Here is a 20,389-nt window from a genome sequence, read left to right as displayed (position 1 = left end):
CCCTACTCCTCCACCCAGTCGAGGGTGCGCTGCACCGCCTTGCGCCAGTGGCGCAGCTCCCGGTCCCGTACCGCCGGGTCCATGGTGGGCTCCCACTGGGCGTCGGAGCGCCACTGCTCGCGCAGGGTGGCCAGATCCGGCCAGAAACCGACCGCCAGGCCGGCCGCGTAGGCGGCCCCGAGGCAGGTGGTCTCGGTGATGTGGGAGCGGACCACCGGCACGTCGAGGACGTCGGCGAGGAACTGCATCAGCAGCCCGTTGCCGGTCATCCCGCCGTCGACCCGCAGCCGGCGCAGCGCCACGTCCGAGTCGGCGTTCATCGCGTCGACCACCTCACGGGTCTGCCACGCCGACGCCTCCAGCACCGCCCGGGCCAGGTGCCCCTTGGTGATGTAGCCGGTCAGCCCGGCGATCACGCCCCGGGCGTCGCTGCGCCAGTGCGGGGCGAACAGCCCGGAGAAGGCCGGCACCACGTAGCAGCCGCCGTTGTCGTCGACGGTGCGGGCCAGCTCCTCGACCTGCGGGGCGGTGGAGATCAGGCCGAGGTTGTCGCGCAGCCACTGCACCAGCGAGCCGGTGACCGCGATGGCGCCCTCCAGCGCGTACACGGCGGGCTGCCCGTCGATCCGGTACGCGACGGTGGTGAGCAGGCCGTGCCCGGAGACGACCGGACTGGCGCCGGTGTTCAGCAGCAGGAAGCTGCCGGTGCCGTAGGTGCACTTGGCCTCACCCGGCTGGAAACAGGTCTGTCCGAAGAGGGCCGCCTGCTGGTCGCCGAGCGCGCTGGCCACCGGCACCCCGGCGAGCAGCCCGTCGGCGGTGCCGTAGACCTCGGCCGAGGAGCGGATCTCCGGCAGCATCGCGGCCGGGACGCGCAGCGCGTCGAGCAGCTCCGGGGACCAGTCCAGGGTCGCCAGGTCCATCAGCATGGTGCGGCTGGCGTTGGTCACGTCGGTGACGTGCCGGCCGGTCAGCTTCCAGATCAGCCAGCTGTCCATGGTGCCGAAGAGGACCTCGCCCCGCTCGGCCCGCTCGCGGAGCCCGTCGACGTGGTCGAGCAGCCAGCGCAGCTTCGGCCCGGCGAAGTAGGTGGCCAGGGTCAGGCCGGTGCGGGCCCGCAGCCGCTCCTCGCCGTACGCCTCGGCCAGCTCACGCAGCAGCGGGCCGGTGCGGGTGTCCTGCCAGACGATGGCGGGGGCGACCGGCCGGCCGGTCGCCCGGTCCCAGACCACGGTGGTCTCCCGCTGGTTGGTGATGCCGACCGCGGCCAACCCGTCCGGTCCGGTGCCGGCGGCGGCGAGCGCCTCCAGCACCACCTGCTGCACGTTCGCCCAGATCTCCTCGGCGTCGTGCTCCACCCAGCCGGGCTGCGGGAAGATCTGCCGGTGTTCGCGCTGGGCGACGGAGACGATCTCCCCGGCCCGGTCGAAGACGATGCACCGCGACGAGGTGGTGCCCTGATCGATGGCGGCGACGAACTCTCCGGTCACGGCTGCACCGTACCGTCCGGGAGCGTCCAGCGCCTCCCCCCGCCGTGGCCCCGTACGATCACCAGACGTGCGTGACATTGCCGTGTTCAGCGGAACCGCCCATCCCGAACTCGCCGCCGAGATCTGCGCCCACCTCGACGTGCCGCTGCACCCCGTGCGGGTGTCCCGGTTCGCCAACGACTGCCTGGAGGTGCAGTTGCAGGCGAACTGCCGGGAGCGCGACGTCTTCCTGATCCAGCCGCTGGTGCCGCCGGTGCAGGAGCACCTGGTCGAGCTGCTGCTCATGATCGACGCGGCCCGGGGCGCGTCGGCCGGCCGGATCACCGTGGTGCTGCCGCACTACGCGTACGCCCGGTCGGACAAGAAGGACGCGCCGCGCATCTCGATCGGCGGCCGGCTGGTAGCGGACCTGCTCACCTCGGCGGGCGTGCACCGGGTGCTCGCGATGACTCTGCACTCGCCGCAGGTGCACGGTTTCTTCAGCGTGCCGGTGGACCACCTGCACGCGCTGCGCGAGCTGGCCGCCCACTTCAAGGGGTACGACCTGAGCGAGACCGTGGTGGTCTCGCCGGACCTGGGCAACGCCAAGGAGGCGGCGGCGTTCGCCCGGATGCTCGGCACCCCGGTGGCGGCGGGCGCGAAGCAGCGGTTCAGCGACGACCGGGTCAAGATCAGCACGGTGATCGGTGACGTGGCCGACCGGGACGTGATCGTGCTGGACGACGAGATCGCCAAGGGCAGCACGGTCATCGAGCTGATCGCCCACCTGCGCGAGCGGAAGGTCCGCTCGATCCGGCTGGCCTGCACGCACGGCCTCTTCTCCAGCGGCGCGCTGGAGCGGCTGAGCGACCAGGAGGGCGTACTGGAGATCGTCTGCACCAACACGGTGCCGATCCCGGCCGAGAAGCGGGTGCCCAAGCTGGAGGTGCTCTCGGTGGCCCCGGCGCTGGCCGAGGCGATGCGCCGGATCCACAACGGCGAGTCGGTGAGCGCCCTCTTCGGCTGAACCGCCGGCCGGACCGGCCACCGCCCGGTGCCGCCCGCGCCGGCCGCCGGTGTCGGGTCAGCCGTCGTGGCGGGTGACGTGCGGGCGGGCGGCCAGCGCGGCGGTGATCCGTACCCGGGTGCCGGCCTCGCCGCTCTCCACGGCCATCGTGTCGCTCAGCTCCCGGGCCAGCCAGAGGCCCCAGCCGCCGGCCGTGTCGGGGGCGGGCCGGTTCCGGTCGCTGAGCCGCTGCGCGCTGATCCCCTGGCCGTGGTCGGCCACCTCGCAGACCAGCTCGCCGCTGTCGCGCCAGAGCCGCAGCCAACCCTGGCCGCCGCCGTGCCGGACGGCGTTGGTGATCAGCTCGTTGACGGCCAGGACGAAGTCGTCCAGCCGCTGGCCGCTGAGCCCCGAGGCGTGCGCGCAGGAGGTGACCGAGTGCCGGAGCTCGGTCACCTGGGCCTGGTCGAAGGCCTCGGCGATGAGAAGGGAAGGTTCGATGGGCACAACCGTACGCGGTGCGGGGGGTTCTGCGTTCGTCATGGCCCCGTCCCGGCGATTGGTCTCGACGATTTTCGCGGCATTTCCACCGTACGTCAGGGTTTCCCGCGCCGCACCCACCGCCCCCGCCGGCTCGGGCTGTGGCAGGGTGTCGCGCATGCCGTCGTCCCCGGGTGGCCTCGAGATCCCACTGTGGCGATCCATCGCGGTGTTCCGCTTCGCCTCGCTCGGGTACGTCGGCGTGCTCGTGCTGCGCGACGGCGGCGAGTACGCGCACCCGGTGGCCGCCGGCGCCGTACTGCTGGGCATGCTGGCCTGGAGCGGCGTGACGGCGGCCGGCTACCGCCGCCCGGCGGGGCGGCGCTGGCCGCTGCTCCTGGCCGACCTCGGCGTGGTGCTGGCGATCATCCTCGCCACGCCGTGGGTGGTCGGCCGTCCGGCGCTCGCCGCCGGCGTGCCGGTCCTGACCTCGGCCTGGCTGGCCGGGCCGGTACTGGCCTGGGCGGTCTCCGGCGGCCGGCGGCGCGGCACGGTGGCCGCGCTGGTGCTCGGCGGCGCCGACCTGGCCACCCGGGACCCGATCAAACCGTCGGCGTTCACCGGCGCGATCCTGCTGCTGCTCGCCGGGGTGGTGGTCGGGCACGTGGCCCGGCTGGCGGTGACCGCCGAGGCCCGGCTGCAACGGGCGGTGGAGCTGGAGGCGGCCACCCGGGAGCGGGAACGGCTGGCCCGGGACATCCACGACTCGGTGCTCCAGGTGCTGGCCCTGGTGCAGCGGCGCGGCGCGCGGCTGGGCGGCGAGGCGGGCGAGCTGGCCCGGCTGGCGGGCGAGCAGGAGGTCGCCCTGCGCGCCCTGATCGGCCGGGCCGGGGGTCCGCCGGCCGACGACGGCGACGCCCGGGACCTGCGGGACCTGATCGACCGGTACGCCTCGGCGGCGGTCGAGGTGGCCGCGCCGGCCACTCCGGTGCCGCTGCCCCGCCGGGTGGCCGGTGAGCTGGCCGCGGCGGTGGGGGCGGCCCTGGACAACGTGGCCCGGCACGCCGGCGGGCGGGCCTGGGTGCTGATCGAGGACGAGGAGGAGACGGTGACCGTGTCGGTACGCGACGAGGGGCCGGGCATCGCGGAGGGTCGGCTGGCGGAGGCCGCGGCGCAGGGCCGGCTCGGGGTGGCGCAGTCGATCCGGGGCCGGGTGGCCGACCTGGGCGGCGAGGTGCGGATCGTCTCCACCCCCGGGGCCGGCACGGAGATCGAGCTGAGCGTGCCGAGGAGCGGTCGATGAGTCTGCGGGTGATGGTGGTCGACGACCACCCGATGTGGCGCGAGGGGGTCGCCCGCGACCTCACCGAGGCCGGCTACCAGGTGGTGGCGACCAGCGGGGAGGGGCGACAGGCGGTCCGGGTCGCCCCGGCGGCCCGGCCCGACGTGGTGGTGCTGGACCTGCAACTGCCGGACGTCTCCGGGGTGGAGGTGGTCCGCGGGCTGCGCGCCGCGCTGCCGGAGGTCCGGGTGCTGATGCTCTCGGCCAGCGGCGAGCCGCAGAGCGTGCTGGACGCGGTGAAGGCGGGGGCCACCGGCTACCTGGTCAAGTCGGCCGGCCCGGCGGAGTTCCTGGACGCGGTGCGCCGCACGGCCGCCGGGGAGCCGGTCTTCACGCCCGGGCTGGCCGGGCTGGTGCTGGGGGAGTACCGCCGCCTCGCCGCCGGGCCGGTCACCGCGCACGACGAAGCACCCCGGCTCACCGATCGGGAGACCGAGGTGCTGCGTCTGGTGGCCAAGGGCCTGTCGTACCGGCAGATCGCCGAGCGGCTGGGGCTCTCGCACCGGACGGTGCAGAACCACGTGCAGAACACGCTCGGCAAGCTCCAGCTGCACAACCGGGTCGAGCTGACCCGCTACGCCATCGAGCAGGGCCTGGACGACTAGGTCAGTGCGACGCCGGCGGGCGGGTCTCGTGGATCGCCAGCTCCTCGGCGGTCGCCCCGCCGCCGGCCGAGCCGGCGTCGTACGCCACGTTGTCGGTCTCCAGGTCGGTGTGCGCGCCCTCGTCCGGTTCGACCAGCCGGCCCACCTGGTGGTCGGCGACGCCGCCGAGCTGACCGTGGTCGTAGAGGGACACCGGCGAGTGCGGGTCGGAGGTCGGGCCCGGGTCGAGCACGTCGGCGTCGAGCTGGGCCTGCGCGGCCGCTTCCTCGCTGTCGGCCTCGGCGGCGATGTCCGGGTCGACCGGGCCGGCGAGCGGGTCGTCGGCGGGCCGCTCGTACTGCTCGCGCTCCAGCTTGTAGTCCAGCGACTCGCCGTCGAGCTGCTCCTCGGCCGTCGTGCCGAACCGGTCGACGGCCACCGGGGTGCGGTCGCCGGGCAGCTGGGCCGGCTCGGGCCCGTCCGCCTCGCGCCCGGTCAGCACGTCGTCGTTGGCGGTGGAGTCGTCGTCGGCGGTGTCCGGCAGACCCTCCGCCTCGGGATCGGACACGGGGGTGGGGTACTCGTCGTCGCGCATGCTCGGGAACTACCCACTGGGCTCGGCGCACTAACCGCAACCGGCCGGGTCAATCGGGAGGAACAGGGACAGAACGGCCGGTCAGCCGCGGAACGCCGCCTCGTCCTCGGCCAGCAGCAGGCACCAGACCACCTTGCCGTCCGGCAGCGCGGTGGCGCCCCAGCGCCGGGCCACCGTGTCGATCAGCAGCAGCCCCCGCCCCCCGGCGGAGTCCAGCGGCGCCAGGCCGGCGTACGCGGGCACCCGGCCCGACCGGTCGCGGACCGCGAGGTGCAGGCCGTCGGCGCGGGGGGCCACCCGGACCGTCATCGGCGTCCCGGCGTGCGCCACCACGTTGTTGACCATCTCGGTGACCGCGATGCACGCCGGCTCGGCCAGCTCCGGCAGACCCCACCGGGTGCAGCCCTCGTTCACCAGGGCCCGCGCCTCCCGGGCCGCCGCCACCACCGGCGGCAGATCGGCGTCGAGCACCGCCGGCAGCGGGGTGGCGGCCAGCGCGGCCAACGCCTCCTCGCGGGACCGGTGCACCGGCACGTCGTCCCCGGCGGTCGCGGCCGGGTCCAGCACCAGCAGCGCGGTGGCGGGCCAGTCCAGCACCGTCCGGCGTACCTCGTCGAGGACGCCACGGGCGGCCGGCTCGATCCGGACGCCGGTCAGGTCGACGATCACCGGCCCGGGCCGCCGCCACAGCCCGGCCAGCAGCGCGTCGCGGACGGCGGTCGTGCCGGTCGGGTCGAGCACGCCGGTCAGCCGGACGATCGCGGACGATTCGTCCGTCTCGACCAGGCAGCGCACGTCCGTCGGCATGATCGTCCCATTGTGCATGTCGGACCGGGGTCGCGCATCCGGCCGCCCGACCGGGTTCATGGCCGGTCCGCCCGGGTCCGTCGGCTCATCGCGGCCACCGTGCCCACCGCGGTGCCCGCCGCGGCCAGCCCGAACGCCGCCGTCAGCCGGACCAGCTGCCGGCGACGGCCGTGCCAGCCGCCGAGCCGGTCGGCCTCGGCGGCGGGCCGGAACAGGGCGCCGGCGTCGTCCGGCGCCGGTCCGGGGCCGAACTGGGTACGGGCGGTGTACCAGCCGAGCACCCGCTCGGCCAGCGCCGGGGCGAGCCGCCACTGCAGGCCGAGCAGCCGGGCCGCGCCCCCGGCGTACGCCTCCCGGCGGGGACGGCGCAGCAGCCGGACGATCGTGTCGGCGACCAGTTCCGGTGGGTAGACCGGGGGTGGCGGGGTCAGCTGGTGACCGCTGTGGTTGGCGGCGTGCCGGAAGAACGGCGTGTCGATGGTGGCCGGCAGCACCGTGCAGACCGAGATGTGGCCGCGCCCGGTGACCCGCAGCTCCTGCCGGACCGTGTCGGCCAGGCCCCGGATGCCGTGCTTGGTCGCGTTGTACGCCGACTGGTAGGGCATGGCCACCTCGGCCAGCACGGACGCGTTGTTGACCAGCACCCCGCCGCCGGCCGCGTCCAGCCAGGGCAGCGCCGCCTTCGTGCCGTACACGGTGCCGAGCAGGTTCACCGCCACCACCCGGCGGAACTCCTCGACCGGGATCTCGTCGAAGAGCCCGACCGTGCCGACCGCCGCGTTGTTGATCCAGGCGTCGATCCGGCCGAACTCCGCCACGGCCGCCGCGGCCAGCGCCCGGACCGCCTCCGGGTCGGTCACGTCGGTGGGGACGACCAGGGCCCGCCCGCCCAGCTCCCGGCAGCGCGCGGCGACCCGGTGCAACGCCTCCGCGGTGCGGGCCGCCAGGACCACGCCGGCACCGTGGCGGGCCAGCGCGTACGCGGTCGCCGCACCGATCCCGCTGGAGGCACCGGTGATCACGACGGCGGCGTCGTCGAGGGGGCGAGTCAGAGGCATTCCAGGCCGGTACCCCCGGTCCGGGGTGGTCATGCCGCCCCGGTAGCCCGGATCACGGTTGGCCGGCGACGGAAACGGGCAGGTGTCATGAAGCCGACGAAAAGCCGAGGTACGCCCCCCGGTCGAGCCGCCGGTCCGCTCCCGATCTGCCAGGTTTCGGCGCACCGGGGGCAGGTTAATGGGACCCTCTGACCGGAGGACCCACCGCTCGATAGAACGCATGGAGGTGCACCATGCGCGTCGGCCTTGTGTGCGCGCACGCCGGCCCGTCCGTCGACGGTCCCGCTGTGGGCACCCACGAGCACATCGCGCGGGTCGCGGCCGAACTCGCCGGACGGGGCCACGACGTCCGCGTCTACGAGCGCCGCGACGAGCCGGAGCAGCCCGATTCCGCCGTGGTGGACGGCTACCGCCTGGAGCGGGTGCCGGTCGGCCCGGCCGCCGCGCTGCCCACCGCCGAGCTGGTGCCGTACGTCGCCGGGTTCGGCGGCTGGCTGGCCGACCGCTGGTCCGGCGACTGGACGCCCGAGGTGGTGCACGGGCACTACTGGCTCGGTGGCCTCGCCGCCGCGCACGCCGTCCGCGAGACCGACATCCCGGTCGTGCAGACCTTCCACTCCCTCGGCGTCGAGCAGCTGCGCCACCTCGGCCGGGGCTACCACGGGCCGGGCGAGCGGATCCCGCTGGAACGGGCGCTGACCCGGGCGGTGGACATCGCGGTCGCGCAGAGCAACGACGAGGTCGACGAGCTGACCCGGATGGGGCTGCAACGCACCTCGGTGACGCTGGTGCCGACCGGCGTGGACACCGCGCAGTTCCACCCCGACGGCGAGGCGGCCCCCCGCGACCAGCGGGCCCGGATCCTCTCCGTCGGCGGCCTCACGCCCGGGCACGGCCAGGAGGACCTGATCCGGGCGATGCGCCTGGTGGGCGACGCCGAGCTGGTCATCGCCGGTGGTCCGCCCGCCGAGCAGCTCGCCGACCACGCCGAGGCCCGCCGGCTGCGCGAGCTGGCCGAACGGGCCGGGGTGGCCGAGCAGGTGAAGCTGGTCGGCGCGGTGCCGCACGACCAGATGGCCACCTGGTACCGCTCCGCCGACGTGGTGGCCTGCACCCCGCACTACTCCTCGGCCGGGCGGGTGTCGCTGGAGGCGATGGCCTGCGGCGTACCGGTGGTCGGTTACGCGATGGGCGGCATCGCGGACGCGGTGGTCGACGAGGTGACCGGGAAGCTGGTGCCACCCGGCGACGTACGCACCCTCGGGGTCACCCTGCGCCGGCTGCTCGCCGACAACGCGGGGCGGTTCGCGTACGGGCACGCCGCGGTCGACCGGGTCCGGTGCAGCTACACCTGGGAACGGACCGCCGGGGCGCTGGAGCGGCTCTACGAGCGGGTGATCGGTCGTCGCCGGCCGGCCGAGCCGGCCGTGGTCACGCCGCCTGTCGAGGTCACCGCCGAGCAGGCCGGACCGCTGGAAGTGGCCTGACGGGCCATCCGACGGAGGTGGCCCGACGGCTCAGCGGCGGGGGCGGGCGGCGGGGGCGCCGGCGCCGATCATGGGACGCTCCCGCTCCCGGGCCACCGCGTGGTGGTGCTGCGGCTCGGCGTACCGGGTGAGGCCGACCACCGAGACCAGGGTGGCCAGGAAGCCGACGGCGGCCAGCCACTCCCGCCCGGGCCAGATCCGGTCGTTGAGCAGCAGCAGGCCGACGATCGCCGCGGGCAGCGCCCCGGCGGCGTCCATCGCCGCCACCGCCGCCGTGGTGGAGCCGCGCTGCATCGCCAGGCCGAGCAGGAGCTGCCCGACCACCGAGTGCACGACGAGCAGGTAGAGCAGCGGGTCCCGGACGAACGCCTCCGCCGAGTCGGCCGAGGCGAGCGGACGGGCCGCCACCGCCGCGGCGGAGAAGGCCATCCCGGCCAGCGAGCCGAGCGCCACCGAGCCGGGCGCGCCGCGTAGCCGGACCGCGAAGAACCCGAGGACCGAGATCACCACGAGCGCGCCGACCAGGCCGATCAGGCCGGCGGTGCCGAGCTGCCGGGAGGGTGCGGGCTGGGCGGCCAGCACCAGCGCCGTGATGCCGCCGAAGAGGAGCACCAGCAGGGCGATCTCGGCGGCCGGGAGCCGCCACTTGAGCACCAGCACCCCGAGCAGGGCGGTCACCCCCAGCCCGGCCGCCACGCTGGCCTGGACCAGGAACAGCGGCAGGTCCCGGCGGGCCAGGAAGGCCAGCACGAAGCCGATCACCTGGCAGAACAGCCCGACCAGGTAGGTCCGGTGGCTGGCCAGCCGGATCAGCAGGCCCGGGTCGAAGGAGTGGTGGACGGTGGTGCGCGCGGCCGCGACCGACTGGAGGAGGTTGGCGAAGCCGTACGCGACGATCATCGCCGCCAGGAAGCACCAGCCGGAGGACACCACCTGGCGAGGATAGAGGTTCCCGGGGGGTCAGCGCTCGGCCGGCCGGCCGAGGCGGGCCAGGATGTCGCCGTGCAGCGGCCCGTTGGTGGCGATCGCGCTGATCTCGTCCGGGCCCGACCCGGCGGGAGCCGGCCGGCCGGCCAGGTCGGTGAAGGTGCCGCCGGCCTCGGTGACGATCGGCACCAGGGCGGCGATGTCCCAGAGTGACAGCTCCGGCTCCACCATCACGTCCAGGGCCCCCTCGGCCAGCAGCATGTAGCCGTAGAAGTCGCCGTACGCGCGGCTGCGCCAGCTGTCCCGCATGATCTGGAGCACCGCGTCCAGCCGGCCCGCCTGCTCCCACCCGGTCAGCGACGAGTAGCAGAAGCTCGCGTCGGCCAGGTCGGTCACCCCGGAGACCCGGATCGGCGTGCCGGCGGCCAGGTCGGGACCGGCGTACGCGCCCGCGCCGAGCGCCGCCCACCAGCGCCGGCCCAGCGCCGGGGCGGAGACCAGGCCGAGCACCGGGCGGTCGCCCTCGAACAGGGCGATCAGGGTCGCCCAGACCGGCACCCCCCGGACGAAGTTCTTCGTGCCGTCGATCGGGTCGACCACCCAGCGCCGGCCGCCCGGGGCCGCCGGGGGCTGCTCGCCGTACTCCTCGCCGAGCAGGCCGTCCCCGGGGCGGTGGGTGGCCAGCAGGGCGCGGATCTCCCGCTCCACCGCGGTGTCCGCGTCGGAGACCGGGGTGAGGTCCGGCTTCGACTCGACCCGCAGGTCGAGGGCCCGGAACCGGGCCGTGGAGACGGCGTCGGCCGCGTCGGCGAGCCGGTGGGCGAGGGCGAGGTCGTCGGCGTACCCGGTCATGCCCGAGACGCTAGTGGGACGGCTGCCGGGCCCCGGTCGCGGGTCCCCGCCCGTCCGCCCCTCCGGACCCCCGCGGTTGGCCACACTTTCACGGAAAGAGTGGCCATCTCGCGCTCGATGACCACTCTTTCCGTGAATGAGTGACCTGGGTGGCGGGTGGCGGGTGGCGGGTGGCGGTCAGGAGCCGGCGAGGGGGTCGCCGGGGTTGCGTTCGGGCTCGCGGGGGTCGCCCTCGCCGCTGCGCGAGGCGAGCAGGCGACGGTACGAGGCCAGCCGGCGCGCGTCGGCCTTGCCGGCGGCCACCCAGGCGTCCAGCGCGCAGTCCGCCTCCTCGGTGGTGTGCTGGCAGTTCGCCGGGCAGTCGACCGTCCCCTCCACCAGGTCGGGGAAGCCGTGCAGCAGGCTCTCGGCGGAGACGTGCGCAAGCCCGAAGCTGCGTACGCCCGGGGTGTCGATGATCCAGCCGGGGTCGGTCGTGGCCCCGTCGGGCACCGCGGGCAGCCGCAGCGCCACCGCGCTGGTCGAGGTGTGCCGGCCCCGGCCGATCGCGCTGACCGTGCCGACCGCCCGGTCCGCCGCCGGGACCAACCGGTTGACCAGCGTCGACTTGCCCACCCCGGAGTGGCCCACCAGGACCGAGATCCGGCCGGTGAGCAGGGCGCGCAGCGCGGCGAGGTCCGAGTCCGGCCGGACCAGCACGTACGGCAGCTCCAGCTCGGTGTAGTAGTCGACGACCGCCTCCGGGCCGGCCAGGTCGGCCTTGGTCAGGCAGAGCAGCGGCTCGATGTCGGCGTCGTACGCGGCGACCAGGCAGCGGTCGACGAACCCGGTGCGCGGCGGCGGGTCGGCCAGCGCGCTCACGATCACCAACTGGTCGGCGTTGGCCACCACGACCCGTTCCAGCCGCCCCTCGGCGGTGCTCTCGTCGTCGTCGGCGGTGCGCCGCAGCACGGAGCTGCGCTCGGCGATCCGGACGATCCGGGCCAGCGCGCCGGCCGCGCCCGAGGTGTCGCCGACCAGGCCGACCCGGTCGCCCACCACCACCGACTTGCGGCCCAGCTCGCGGGCGCGCATCGCGGTCACCACCGGGTCGTCCGGCCCGGCGTCGGGGAGCACGCAGGTGTACCGGCCCCGGTCGACGGCGATCACGAACCCGTCGACGGCGTCCTCGTGCCGGGGCCGGGTACGCGTACGCGGTCGCGACGACTTGCCGGGCCGCACCCGTACGTCGTCCTCGTCGTACTCCCGCCGCCTGGTCGCCAGGACGTCCCCCCGTCGCTCAGTTCTTACCGGTCACCATCCTCGACCATAGTGCCGGGAACTCCGGCATGGTCTTCGAGGTGCACGCCACGTCGTCCACCTCGATGCCGGGCACGGCCAGCCCGGCCACCGCCGCCGCGTGCGCCATCCGGTGGTCGGCGTACGTCCGGAAGGTCCCGCCGCGCAGCGGCCGGGGGCGGATCTCCAGCCCGTCGGGCGACTCGACGACGTCGGCGCCGAGCGCGGCGAACTCCTTCGCCAGCGCGGTGATCCGGTCGGTCTCGTGCCCCCGGATGTGCCCGACCCCGGTGAACCGGGACGGCGAGTCGGCCAGCATCGCCAGCGCGGTCAGCACCGGGGTCAGCTCGCCCACGTCGGAGAGGTCGGCGTCCAGCCCGTGCACCGTGCCGGTGCCGCGCACGGTCAGGCCGTCGGTGCCGAGGGTCACCTCGCCGCCCATCCGGTGCAGCAGCGCGCGCAGCTGCTCGACCGGCTGCATGCTGCTGCGCGGCCAGCCCTGGAGGGTGACCTCACCGCCGGTGACCAGGGCGGCGGCGAAGAACGGTGCCGCCCCGGAGAGGTCCGGCTCGATCTCCCAGCCGCGCCCGGTGAGCGGCCCGGGCTCGACCGTCCAGACGTCGGGGACGGTGTCGTCGACCGCGGCCCCGGCGGCCCGCAGCATCTGCACGGTCATCCGCAGGTGCGGGGCGGACGGGACCGGTGGCCCCTCGTGCCGGACCACCACCCCGCGGTCGAAGCGCGGCGCGGCGAGCAGCAGCCCGGAGACGAGCTGGCTGGAGGCGGAGGCGTCGATCACCACCTCGCCGCCGGTGACCCGGCCGGCGCCGAGGACCGCCAGCGGCAGGCTGCCGGTGGCCGGCGTGTCGATCCGGACCCCGAGGGAGCGCAGCGCCCCGATCAGCGGGCCGAGCGGGCGAATCCGGGCCTCCGGGTCGCCGTCGAAGTCGACCCGCCCCTCGGCCAGCCCGGCGACCGGGGGCAGGAAGCGCATCACCGTGCCGGCCAGGCCGACGTCGATGTGGGCGGGGCCGGTGAGCTGGTACGGCCGGACCAGCCAGCGCTCCTCGTCGGCGGTCGACACGTGCGCGCCCAGCTCGCGCAGCGCGCCGGCCATCAGCTCGGTGTCGCGGGCCCGCAGCGGCCGGTCGAGGGTCGACGGCCCGCCGGCGAGCGCGCTGAGCACCAGGGCCCGGGCGGTCATCGACTTGGACCCCGGCAGGCGCAGCGTGGTGGCCACCGGGTCGGTCGCGGTCGGCGCGGTCCAGGATTGCGGCGGACGCGTCGCGGTCTGATTCCCCACGGTCACATTGTGCCAATTCGTGCGGCCGGTGGAACCGCCCGTCGGCGCTGCTCCCGGTTGGCGGGACAGCCGGAGCGCGGGCGGCGGGTTAGCGTGAGCGCCATGTGCGGTAGGTACGCGACGAGCCGGAGCGCCGGTGACCTGAGCGCGCTGTTCGAGTCGTCCGACGAGACCGACGGCGGGGTCGGTCCGGACTTCAACGTCGCCCCGACCGATCCGGTGCCGTTCGTCCGGTTGTCGACCGAGGGGCACCGGGCGCTCGCCGTCGGGCGGTGGGGGCTGGTGCCGCACTGGTCGCGCAGCCCGGCCGGGGCGGCCCGCATGATCAACGCGCGGGCCGAGACCGTGGCCACCAGCCGGGCGTACGCCCCGTCCTTCGCCCGCCGGCGCTGCCTGGTCCCGGCCGACGGCTGGTACGAGTGGGTCCGCGAGCCGGGTGGGCGGCGGCAGCCCTACTTCATGACCCCGCGGGACGGCTCGGTGCTCGCCCTCGCCGGCATCTGGTCGGCGTGGGAGTCCGGCGACACCGCCCTGCTCACCTTCAGCGTGCTGACCACGGCGGCGGTGGGGGAGCTGGCCGAGGTGCACGACCGGATGCCGCTGCTGCTGCCCCGGGAGCGGTGGGCGTCGTGGCTGGACGCGGCGGCCGCACCGGCCGCGCTGCTCGTGCCGCCGCCGACGGAGTGGCTCGCCGGGCTGGAGATCCGCCCGGTCTCCCCGGCCGTCGGCGACGTCCGCAACGACGGTCCGGAACTCACCGCCCGGGTGACAACGACGCAACGGGAGGCCGGCTCGGACATGACATTGTTCTGATCGCGACAGCACATTGTCGGGTGCTGATTTGCCGGGGTTGCGCCTGAATAGTCGCCCGGCCGTTCAGCCATGTTTGCGGCAGACCCTTGTCCCCGTGTCCGCAAATGCGATACAACACAGCGCCGGCGTTGGGCGTCTGTTCGCACGGGGCGGATGACACCCATCGATCTTCGTGATCAGAGCCGGTCCCACGGGGGAGGTGGGTGTATTGACACGGGCACGCATGCCCCGCCCGCACGAGGTGGCCGCCGCACGACGAGACCCGCGACTGCTGCGGGCCTTGCGCGAGCGACGCCACGACGATGCGTGGCGGACCAGAGGAACCTGTCAGAGTGTGGATCCGGAGACGTTCTTTCCGGCGCCCAACGAACCGGCCGACGCGGCCGTCGCGCTCTGCCGCAGCTGTGACGTCCAAGGGTCCTGTCTGGCCTGGGCGTTGGAGGTGGGCGACTGCCACGGCGTCTGGGGCGGCACCACGCCGCGCGAGCGGCGGGCCATGCTCGTCGCCTGGCGCAGCGAGGTGCAACCGGATCCGGACGCCCTCGACGACGCCGGGCCGCCGGTCCGCGACCGGCTGCTGACCCTGGTTCCGTCGAGCTGAGCTCCGAGCCGTCGCCCGCGTCCCGTTCCGGGGCGCGGGCGACGCCTTTTCCACCTTGTTCGGCGCCGCCGCGACGGACCCGGCACTGGTTCCGCCGCGCGGGCGACACCCTTTCCGCCCTGGTCGGCGTCGGCGACCGGACCCGGCACAGAATGGGTCGGTGCGCCACACCGAGGAGATCAGCACCCCGCGCGGCCCGGCCCGGGTCGACACCGACCTGCCCGCCGCCGGGTACGCCACCCTGCTCGTCCTCGGGCACGGCGCGGGCGGGGACGTGGACGCCCCGGACCTGCTCGCCGTCCGGGACGCGGTGCTGCCGGCCGGGGTGGCGGTGGCCCGGGTGACCCAGCCGTACCGGGTCGCCGGGCGGCGCGCGCCCGCCCCCGCCGGGCACCTCGACGAGGCGTGGACGGCCGTGCTGGCCGTGCTGCGGGAGGCGCACCCGCAGGCCCGCCACTGGGTGGTCGGTGGCCGGTCCAGCGGGGCCCGGGTGGCCTGCCGCACCGCCGGCGCGGTCGGCGCGGCGGGCATCGTCGCGCTCGCGTTCCCGCTGCACCCGCCCGGCCGGCCGGAGCGCTCCCGCGCCGGTGAGCTGCGGACCGGCCTGCCGACCCTGGTGGTGAACGGCGACCGGGACCCGTTCGGGGTGCCCGAGGTGGCCCCCGGCGTCGAGGTGGTGGTCCGCCCCGGCGAGCGGCACGACCTGCGGTCCGACCCGGCCGGCACCGCCGCCGTGGTGCGCGACTGGCTGCACGCCCGGGGCTGGACGGCCGCCTGACGCCGCCCCTGCGCCCACGGCCGGGACGAAATGGGCGTGACCGTCGGCGGCGGCGGGTCGTTGCATCGGATGGTGCCGGCCGCCCGGTTCGGGCGTCCGGGACCGTCCTCCCAGGCCCTTCCTGGTCCCAGCGTCGGTCGCGGCCGAGGCCGGGGCCAGGAACGGGGCCGGGGGTGGAATGCCCCGGCCCACGGCGCGCGTTACTACCCCCGGACGACTTTTCCAGCCGAGGGGGGTGACCGGTGCCGACCGAGACACGGAGCCGGGAACGGGACGAACGGGACGCGCGGCAGCTCAGGGAGTTGCTCGACGCGCCGGAGTGGCCCGCGGCGGCGTCGGGCGTGAGCACCGGCACACAGTCCGGAAGTGAATCTGCCGTCAGCTGGGTACGCGTATCCTCGGCGAGAAAGCATCCGACGCGAGGGGATGTGCGGTTGACCACCGAGAAGACGGACGAGCGCAGGGCCCGCTTCGAGCGGGACGCGATGCCCTTCGTCGATCAGCTCTACGCTGCCGGGCTGCGCATGACGCGCAACCCGGCGGATGCCGAGGACCTGGTCCAGGAGACGTACCTGAAGGCGTACGCGGCCTTCCACCAGTTCGAGCAGGGCACGAACCTGAAGGCCTGGCTCTACCGGATCCTGACCAACACCTACATCAACTCCTACCGCAAGCGGCAGCGGCAGCCGATCCAGGCGCCCACCGACGAGATCACCGACTGGCAGCTCGCCGAGGCCGAGTCGCACACCTCCAGCGGGTTGCGCTCGGCCGAGACCGAGGCGCTGGACCGGCTGCCGGACAGCGACGTCAAGGAGGCCCTCCAGCAACTGCCGGAGGAGTTCCGCCTGGCGGTCTACCTGACCGACGTCGAGGGCTTCTCCTACAAGGAGGTCGCCGACATCATGGGTACGCCGATCGGCACCGTGATGTCCCGGCTGCACCGCGGCCGGCGGAACCTGCGCAAGCTGCTCGAGCAGTACGCGGCGGAGCGGGGCTTCAGCTCCGCGCCGTCGAAGGGTTCGACCGCCGCCGCCGGCCGGGAGGTGTGACCAGATGAGCTGTGGAGAGCCGCACGAGACGGACTGCCGCGAGGTGCTCGCCGAGGTCTATCTCTACCTCGACCTGGAATGCGGTGAGGAGCGTCGCACCCTGATCCGGCACCACTTGGAGGAGTGCGGGCCCTGCCTGCAGGAGTACGGCATCGAGCAGGAGGTGAAGGCGCTGGTCGCCCGCTGCTGCGGCAACGAGACCGCGCCGGAGAAGCTGCGCGAGCGGCTGCGCCTGCGCCTGACCGAGCTGGTGGTCTTCGAGACCACCGAGTCCCGCGAACTCGCCGACTGAGCGACCGCGACACACTGCACGACGCCGATGGCCCGGGTCCCCGCGCGGACCCGGGCCATCGACGTCTGTCCGTGATCCGCAGGTCGGTCGGTGCGCGGGTCGCGCCGATCGACGGAAGGCGCCGACCGGCGCGGGGAGGCCGGGACACGGCGGTGGCCCGGGGCGTGTTGCCCCGGGCCACCGGTGTCCGTGCCGAACGGCGGCACGCCGTTGATCGTCCTCGGCGGGTACGCCCGCCGCCGATCAGGAGTTGGGGCGCTTGCCGTGGTTCGCGCCGCTCTTCTTCCGGGCCTTCTTCTTCCGGGCCTTCTTCGCCATGCTCTGCCTCCTTGTGCTGGTCACGGTCCGGCCGCGGCGAGCGCGGCGGAGGTCGCGTACCGGTCCGTCCGCGGTGCGGGGACCGACCCGCTGATGCTAGTGCCGGTGCCCTGCGCCGGGGCCCGCCGGGGGCGAAGACAGGGGTTCGGACGTGACCCGCGCCATGATTGGATACCGTTCGCAGGCACACCGGTGGAGAGGGAGGGCCAAAGATGGCCGAGGAGATCCGCGCCGAGATGGTGGCGAACGTCTGGAAGGTCGTCGCGTCGGCCGGGGACACCGTGTCCGAAGGGGACACCCTGGTGATCCTGGAGTCGATGAAGATGGAGATCCCGGTGATCGCCGAGTCCGACGGTGTGGTCGAGCAGATCGCCGTCAACGAGGGCGACGTGGTGCAGGACGGCGACCTGATCGCCGTGATCGGTTGACCGGCCCGGTCGTCCGCCGGGCGGAACCGGCGGACTTTCCGGCCGTCGCCCGGCTGACCGTGGCGGCCTACGAGGCGGACGGCCAGCTCAAGGACGAGCCCGGCTACGCCGTCACGCTGGCCGACGTGGCCGCTCGGGCCGGGGCCGGCGAGGTGCTGGTCGCGGTGGACGGGGCCGACGGCGCGGTGCTGGGCGCGGTGACGCTGGTGCTGGCCGGCAGCCCGTACGCCGATCTCTGCGGGCCCGGCGAGGCCGAGTTCCGGATGCTCGCGGTGGACCCGGCCGCGCAGGGGCGCGGCGCCGGGGCGGCCCTGGTCCGCGCCTGCGTGGCGCGCGCCGCCGAGCTGGGCTGCTCGGCCCTGGTGATCTGCGTACGCGCCGGGATGGCCGCGTCCGCGCACCGGCTCTACGAACGGCTCGGCTTCGTCCGGGTGCCCGGAAAGGACTGGACCCCGGTGCCCGGCGTGGACCTGCTCGGCCTGCGGCTGGAGCTGCCCGCGTCGCGGTGACCCGCCGCCGGGGCCGGCCGGCGTCGAGCCCACCCACGGCTGGTCGACCGGCGTCGAGCTGACGCCCGACCGGTCAGCCCGCGTCGGCGATCTTCGCGAGCAGTTCGTCGGCGACGTCCAGGGCGATCTTCTTGCGCTCGTCGTCGGTGATGTGCGGGGCGCGGATCGCGAACCAGCTGCTGTGCACGGCGAAGAGGGTGAGCGCGGCGCGGAGCTGGGCCTCGGGTGACTCGTCGCCCCGGCACAGCTCGTTGGCCAGCCGCATCATCCGGTCGCGCATCTGCATGCCGGCGCTCAGGCTCTTCAGCACCGTCTGGTTCTGCTCGAAGAAGCGCATCACGGAGGGCAGCTCGCCGGCGAACATGGCGTCGGCGTACCGGCTGATCAGGGCGCGCCGGGTGGCCAGGGTGCCGGGCTGGGTGCCGGCCCACTCGATCAGCTCGTCCATCCGGCGCAGCCGGTCCTCGACGAAGCTGTTGACGATCTCGTCCTTGCTCTTGAAGTGGTAGTAGAGGGCGGCCTTGGTCACCCCGAGCCGCTCGGCGATCTCCCGGAGCGAGGTCTTCTCGTACCCCTGCTCGGTGAAGAGCTCCAGCGCGACGGCCTGGATGCGTTCCCGCGTGCCGCCTGTGCTCTCCCTCACTCGCACCACCTATCTCGCTTGACCGGCTTCTGCTGTCCAACTTACCGTGCGGCTAGTAAGGTAACTAGCCGGGCGGCAAGTAAGTCGGTCACAGATCTTCGGGGGAGCTTACCCATGACTCAACAAGCCGAGGCGGCAGTGCGACCCAACGTCCGGGTCGTCCTGTTCGGCCTGATGATCGCGATGATGCTCGCGATGCTCGACAACATGATCGTCAGTACCGCGCTGCCGCGGATCGTCGGCGAGTTCGGCGGCGTCGACCACTTCACCTGGGTGGTCACGGCGTACGTCCTGGGCACCACCGTCTCCACCCCGATCTGGGGCAAGCTCGGCGACCTCTACGGGCGCAAGGCGGTCTTCCTCACCTCGGTGGTGGTCTTCCTGGTCGGCTCCGCGCTCTGCGGCATGTCCGGCTCCAGCGTCTTCGGCGGGGTCGAGGACGGCATGATCGAGCTGATCGCGTTCCGGGCCGTCCAGGGTCTCGGCGCGGGCGGCCTGATGGTCGGCGTGATGGCGATCATCGGTGACCTGGTGCCGCCCCGCGAGCGGGGTCGCTACCAGGGAATGATCGCAGGCATCATGGCCATCGCCATGGTCGCCGGCCCGCTGGTCGGCGGCTTCATCACCGACCACCTCTCCTGGCGCTGGGCGTTCTACGTCAACCTGCCGCTCGGCGGCCTGGCCCTGCTGGTCCTGGCCACCACCATGCACCTGCCGAAGTACCGGACCGAGCACAAGATCGACTGGCTGGGCGCCGGGTTGCTCTCGATCGGGATCACCGCGATCGTGCTGATCACCACCTGGGGCGGCAACGAGTACGACTGGGTGTCGCCGCAGATCCTCGGCCTGGCCGCGCTCGCCCTGGTCGCCCTGGTGGCCTTCGGGTTCGTGGAGCGGCGGGCCGCCGAGCCGATCCTGCCCCTCGGGCTCTTCGCCAACCGCAACTTCGCCCTGATCTCGGTGATCGGCTTCCTGCTCGGCTTCGCCATGTTCGGCGCGATGAACTTCCTGCCGATGTTCCAGCAGACCGTGCAGGGCGCCTCGGCCACCAACAGCGGCCTGCTGCTGCTCCCGCTGATGTTCGGCATGCTGGTGGTCTCGCTGGTGGTCGGCCGGGCCATCACGAAGACCGGCCGCTACCGGGCCTTCCCGATCATCGGTGGCGTGGTGATGACCGTCGGCCTGGGCCTGCTCGCCCGGCTGGACGTCGACACCAGCAAGACCGAGTCCTCGCTCTACATGATCGTCCTCGGCGTCGGCATGGGCTTCCTCATGCAGACCTCGATGCTGATCGCGCAGAACAGCGTGGAGCAGAAGGACCTCGGCGCGGCGAGCGGCGCGGCCACCTTCTTCCGGTCCATCGGCGGCTCGTTCGGCATCTCGCTCTTCGGCGCGATCTTCGCCAACCGGCTCGCCGACTCGGCCGCCGGAGCCGCGTTCAGCGGTGGCGGCGGCGAGGGCCGCGGCATGGACCTGGAGAAGCTCAAGGACCTGACCGGGCCGATGCGCCAGGTCGTCCTCGGTGCGCTGGCCGACGGCATCTCCCACGTCTTCCTCTGGGCGGTCTTCTTCACCGCCGCGGTGCCGGTGCTCGCCTGGTTCATCAAGGAGGTCCCGCTCCGCACGGCCAACGAGCCCGCGCCCACCGCCACCCCGGAGGACGAGGCGGAAGTCGCCCTCGGCAAGGCCCCGGTCGCCTGACCCACCCGCTCTCCCACCCTCGCGGCCACGCCCCCTCCTTCGGGGCGTGGCCGCCCCCTTTCCCGGCGC

The 20,389-nt window shown here is 74.2% G+C and carries 23 protein-coding genes; 12 read left to right on the top strand and 11 right to left on the bottom strand.

Features of this window, described 5'->3' with window-relative positions:
* Positions 1-2 precede the first annotated feature (2 nt).
* Complete coding sequence (gene glpK / locus GA0070611_RS17830) at positions 3-1,490, bottom strand: glycerol kinase GlpK (protein ID WP_197675733.1); 1,488 nt, start codon at positions 1,488-1,490, stop codon at positions 3-5.
* 67 nt (positions 1,491-1,557) lie between these two features.
* Here glpK and GA0070611_RS17825 point away from each other — a divergent pair, with 67 nt between their 5' ends.
* Positions 1,558-2,496: a ribose-phosphate diphosphokinase gene (locus tag GA0070611_RS17825; RefSeq protein ID WP_091665686.1), complete on the top strand. Its 939-nt coding sequence runs from the start codon at positions 1,558-1,560 to the stop codon at positions 2,494-2,496.
* A gap of 57 nt (positions 2,497-2,553) precedes the next feature.
* On the opposite strand, the gene GA0070611_RS17820 is transcribed toward GA0070611_RS17825, so the two are convergent.
* Positions 2,554-3,018 (bottom strand): ATP-binding protein, encoded by a 465-nt coding sequence (locus GA0070611_RS17820; protein WP_091665684.1) that lies wholly within the window; start codon positions 3,016-3,018, stop codon positions 2,554-2,556.
* 115 nt (positions 3,019-3,133) lie between these two features.
* On the opposite strand from GA0070611_RS17820, the gene macS reads away from it, so the two are divergent.
* Both macS and GA0070611_RS17810 read left to right on the top strand, forming a co-directional pair.
* A complete protein-coding gene (macS, locus tag GA0070611_RS17815) occupies positions 3,134-4,258 on the top strand; it encodes a MacS family sensor histidine kinase (RefSeq protein ID WP_091665682.1) in 1,125 nt (374 codons plus the stop codon).
* Positions 4,255-4,902, top strand: a complete 648-nt coding sequence (locus GA0070611_RS17810) for a response regulator (RefSeq protein ID WP_091665679.1) — start codon at positions 4,255-4,257, stop codon at positions 4,900-4,902. Before macS ends, GA0070611_RS17810 begins: the two co-directional genes overlap by 4 nt.
* A 1-nt stretch (position 4,903) precedes the next feature.
* On the opposite strand, the gene GA0070611_RS17805 is transcribed toward GA0070611_RS17810, so the two are convergent.
* The 3 genes from GA0070611_RS17805 to GA0070611_RS17795 form a co-directional block, all read right to left on the bottom strand.
* Positions 4,904-5,476, bottom strand: a complete 573-nt coding sequence (locus GA0070611_RS17805; RefSeq protein WP_091665676.1) for a DUF5709 domain-containing protein — start codon at positions 5,474-5,476, stop codon at positions 4,904-4,906.
* Between the two features lie 81 nt (positions 5,477-5,557).
* A complete protein-coding gene (locus GA0070611_RS17800; RefSeq protein WP_231921157.1) occupies positions 5,558-6,283 on the bottom strand; it encodes an ATP-binding protein in 726 nt (241 codons plus the stop codon).
* Between the two features lie 56 nt (positions 6,284-6,339).
* Positions 6,340-7,341, bottom strand: a complete 1,002-nt coding sequence (locus GA0070611_RS17795) for an SDR family oxidoreductase (protein ID WP_091665670.1) — start codon at positions 7,339-7,341, stop codon at positions 6,340-6,342.
* 233 nt (positions 7,342-7,574) lie between these two features.
* On the opposite strand from GA0070611_RS17795, the gene GA0070611_RS17790 reads away from it, so the two are divergent.
* The gene (locus GA0070611_RS17790) at positions 7,575-8,828 is read left to right on the top strand and encodes a glycosyltransferase (protein ID WP_091665666.1); all 1,254 of its coding nucleotides are present in this window, start codon (positions 7,575-7,577) and stop codon (positions 8,826-8,828) included.
* A gap of 30 nt (positions 8,829-8,858) precedes the next feature.
* On the opposite strand, the gene GA0070611_RS17785 is transcribed toward GA0070611_RS17790, so the two are convergent.
* The 4 genes from GA0070611_RS17785 to aroA form a co-directional block, all read right to left on the bottom strand.
* Positions 8,859-9,728, bottom strand: a complete 870-nt coding sequence (locus tag GA0070611_RS17785) for a hypothetical protein (protein WP_197676015.1) — start codon at positions 9,726-9,728, stop codon at positions 8,859-8,861.
* Positions 9,729-9,788: 60 nt separating this feature from the next.
* Positions 9,789-10,607, bottom strand: a complete 819-nt coding sequence (gene hisN, locus GA0070611_RS17780; RefSeq protein WP_091665662.1) for a histidinol-phosphatase — start codon at positions 10,605-10,607, stop codon at positions 9,789-9,791.
* 177 nt (positions 10,608-10,784) lie between these two features.
* Positions 10,785-11,723, bottom strand: coding sequence for a ribosome small subunit-dependent GTPase A (rsgA, locus tag GA0070611_RS17775; RefSeq protein WP_091673098.1), 939 nt, complete (start codon positions 11,721-11,723; stop codon positions 10,785-10,787).
* A gap of 163 nt (positions 11,724-11,886) precedes the next feature.
* Positions 11,887-13,188 carry a 3-phosphoshikimate 1-carboxyvinyltransferase gene (aroA, locus tag GA0070611_RS17770; RefSeq protein WP_091673100.1) on the bottom strand — a complete coding sequence of 434 codons (1,302 nt, stop codon included), beginning with the start codon at positions 13,186-13,188 and terminating at the stop codon, positions 11,887-11,889.
* Between the two features lie 102 nt (positions 13,189-13,290).
* On the opposite strand from aroA, the gene GA0070611_RS17765 reads away from it, so the two are divergent.
* From GA0070611_RS17765 to rsrA, 5 genes are all read left to right on the top strand, one after another.
* Positions 13,291-14,001: an SOS response-associated peptidase gene (locus tag GA0070611_RS17765; protein ID WP_091665659.1), complete on the top strand. Its 711-nt coding sequence runs from the start codon at positions 13,291-13,293 to the stop codon at positions 13,999-14,001.
* A gap of 208 nt (positions 14,002-14,209) precedes the next feature.
* Positions 14,210-14,602: a WhiB family transcriptional regulator gene (locus GA0070611_RS17760; RefSeq protein ID WP_091673095.1), complete on the top strand. Its 393-nt coding sequence runs from the start codon at positions 14,210-14,212 to the stop codon at positions 14,600-14,602.
* Positions 14,603-14,762: 160 nt separating this feature from the next.
* Positions 14,763-15,380 carry an alpha/beta hydrolase family protein gene (locus GA0070611_RS17755; protein ID WP_091665657.1) on the top strand — a complete coding sequence of 206 codons (618 nt, stop codon included), beginning with the start codon at positions 14,763-14,765 and terminating at the stop codon, positions 15,378-15,380.
* 242 nt (positions 15,381-15,622) lie between these two features.
* Positions 15,623-16,429, top strand: coding sequence for a sigma-70 family RNA polymerase sigma factor (locus GA0070611_RS17750; protein ID WP_091665655.1), 807 nt, complete (start codon positions 15,623-15,625; stop codon positions 16,427-16,429).
* A 4-nt stretch (positions 16,430-16,433) separates the two neighbouring features.
* On the top strand, positions 16,434-16,721 hold the full coding sequence (gene rsrA, locus GA0070611_RS17745) for a mycothiol system anti-sigma-R factor (protein WP_091665652.1): 288 nt from the start codon (positions 16,434-16,436) through the stop codon (positions 16,719-16,721).
* A gap of 243 nt (positions 16,722-16,964) precedes the next feature.
* Here rsrA and GA0070611_RS32515 read toward each other — a convergent pair whose 3' ends face one another.
* A complete protein-coding gene (locus GA0070611_RS32515) occupies positions 16,965-17,039 on the bottom strand; it encodes a 50S ribosomal protein bL37 (RefSeq protein WP_369700219.1) in 75 nt (24 codons plus the stop codon).
* Between the two features lie 212 nt (positions 17,040-17,251).
* Here GA0070611_RS32515 and GA0070611_RS17740 point away from each other — a divergent pair, with 212 nt between their 5' ends.
* Complete coding sequence (locus GA0070611_RS17740) at positions 17,252-17,467, top strand: biotin/lipoyl-binding carrier protein (protein WP_091665649.1); 216 nt, start codon at positions 17,252-17,254, stop codon at positions 17,465-17,467.
* Positions 17,464-17,976 carry a GNAT family N-acetyltransferase gene (locus GA0070611_RS17735; protein ID WP_091665646.1) on the top strand — a complete coding sequence of 171 codons (513 nt, stop codon included), beginning with the start codon at positions 17,464-17,466 and terminating at the stop codon, positions 17,974-17,976. The genes GA0070611_RS17740 and GA0070611_RS17735 overlap by 4 nt, the downstream gene beginning before the upstream one ends.
* A 73-nt stretch (positions 17,977-18,049) precedes the next feature.
* On the opposite strand, the gene GA0070611_RS17730 is transcribed toward GA0070611_RS17735, so the two are convergent.
* Positions 18,050-18,625 carry a TetR/AcrR family transcriptional regulator gene (locus GA0070611_RS17730; protein WP_197675730.1) on the bottom strand — a complete coding sequence of 192 codons (576 nt, stop codon included), beginning with the start codon at positions 18,623-18,625 and terminating at the stop codon, positions 18,050-18,052.
* Positions 18,626-18,733: 108 nt separating this feature from the next.
* On the opposite strand from GA0070611_RS17730, the gene GA0070611_RS17725 reads away from it, so the two are divergent.
* Positions 18,734-20,320: an MDR family MFS transporter gene (locus tag GA0070611_RS17725; RefSeq protein ID WP_091665642.1), complete on the top strand. Its 1,587-nt coding sequence runs from the start codon at positions 18,734-18,736 to the stop codon at positions 20,318-20,320.
* Positions 20,321-20,389 lie beyond the last annotated feature (69 nt).

Origin of the sequence: Micromonospora auratinigra (genome assembly GCF_900089595.1) — a bacterium.
Classification (GTDB): domain Bacteria; phylum Actinomycetota; class Actinomycetes; order Mycobacteriales; family Micromonosporaceae; genus Micromonospora; species Micromonospora auratinigra.
The sequence above is the reverse complement of the archived record's forward strand: the minus strand, read 5'-3'. Positions and strand labels throughout refer to the sequence as shown.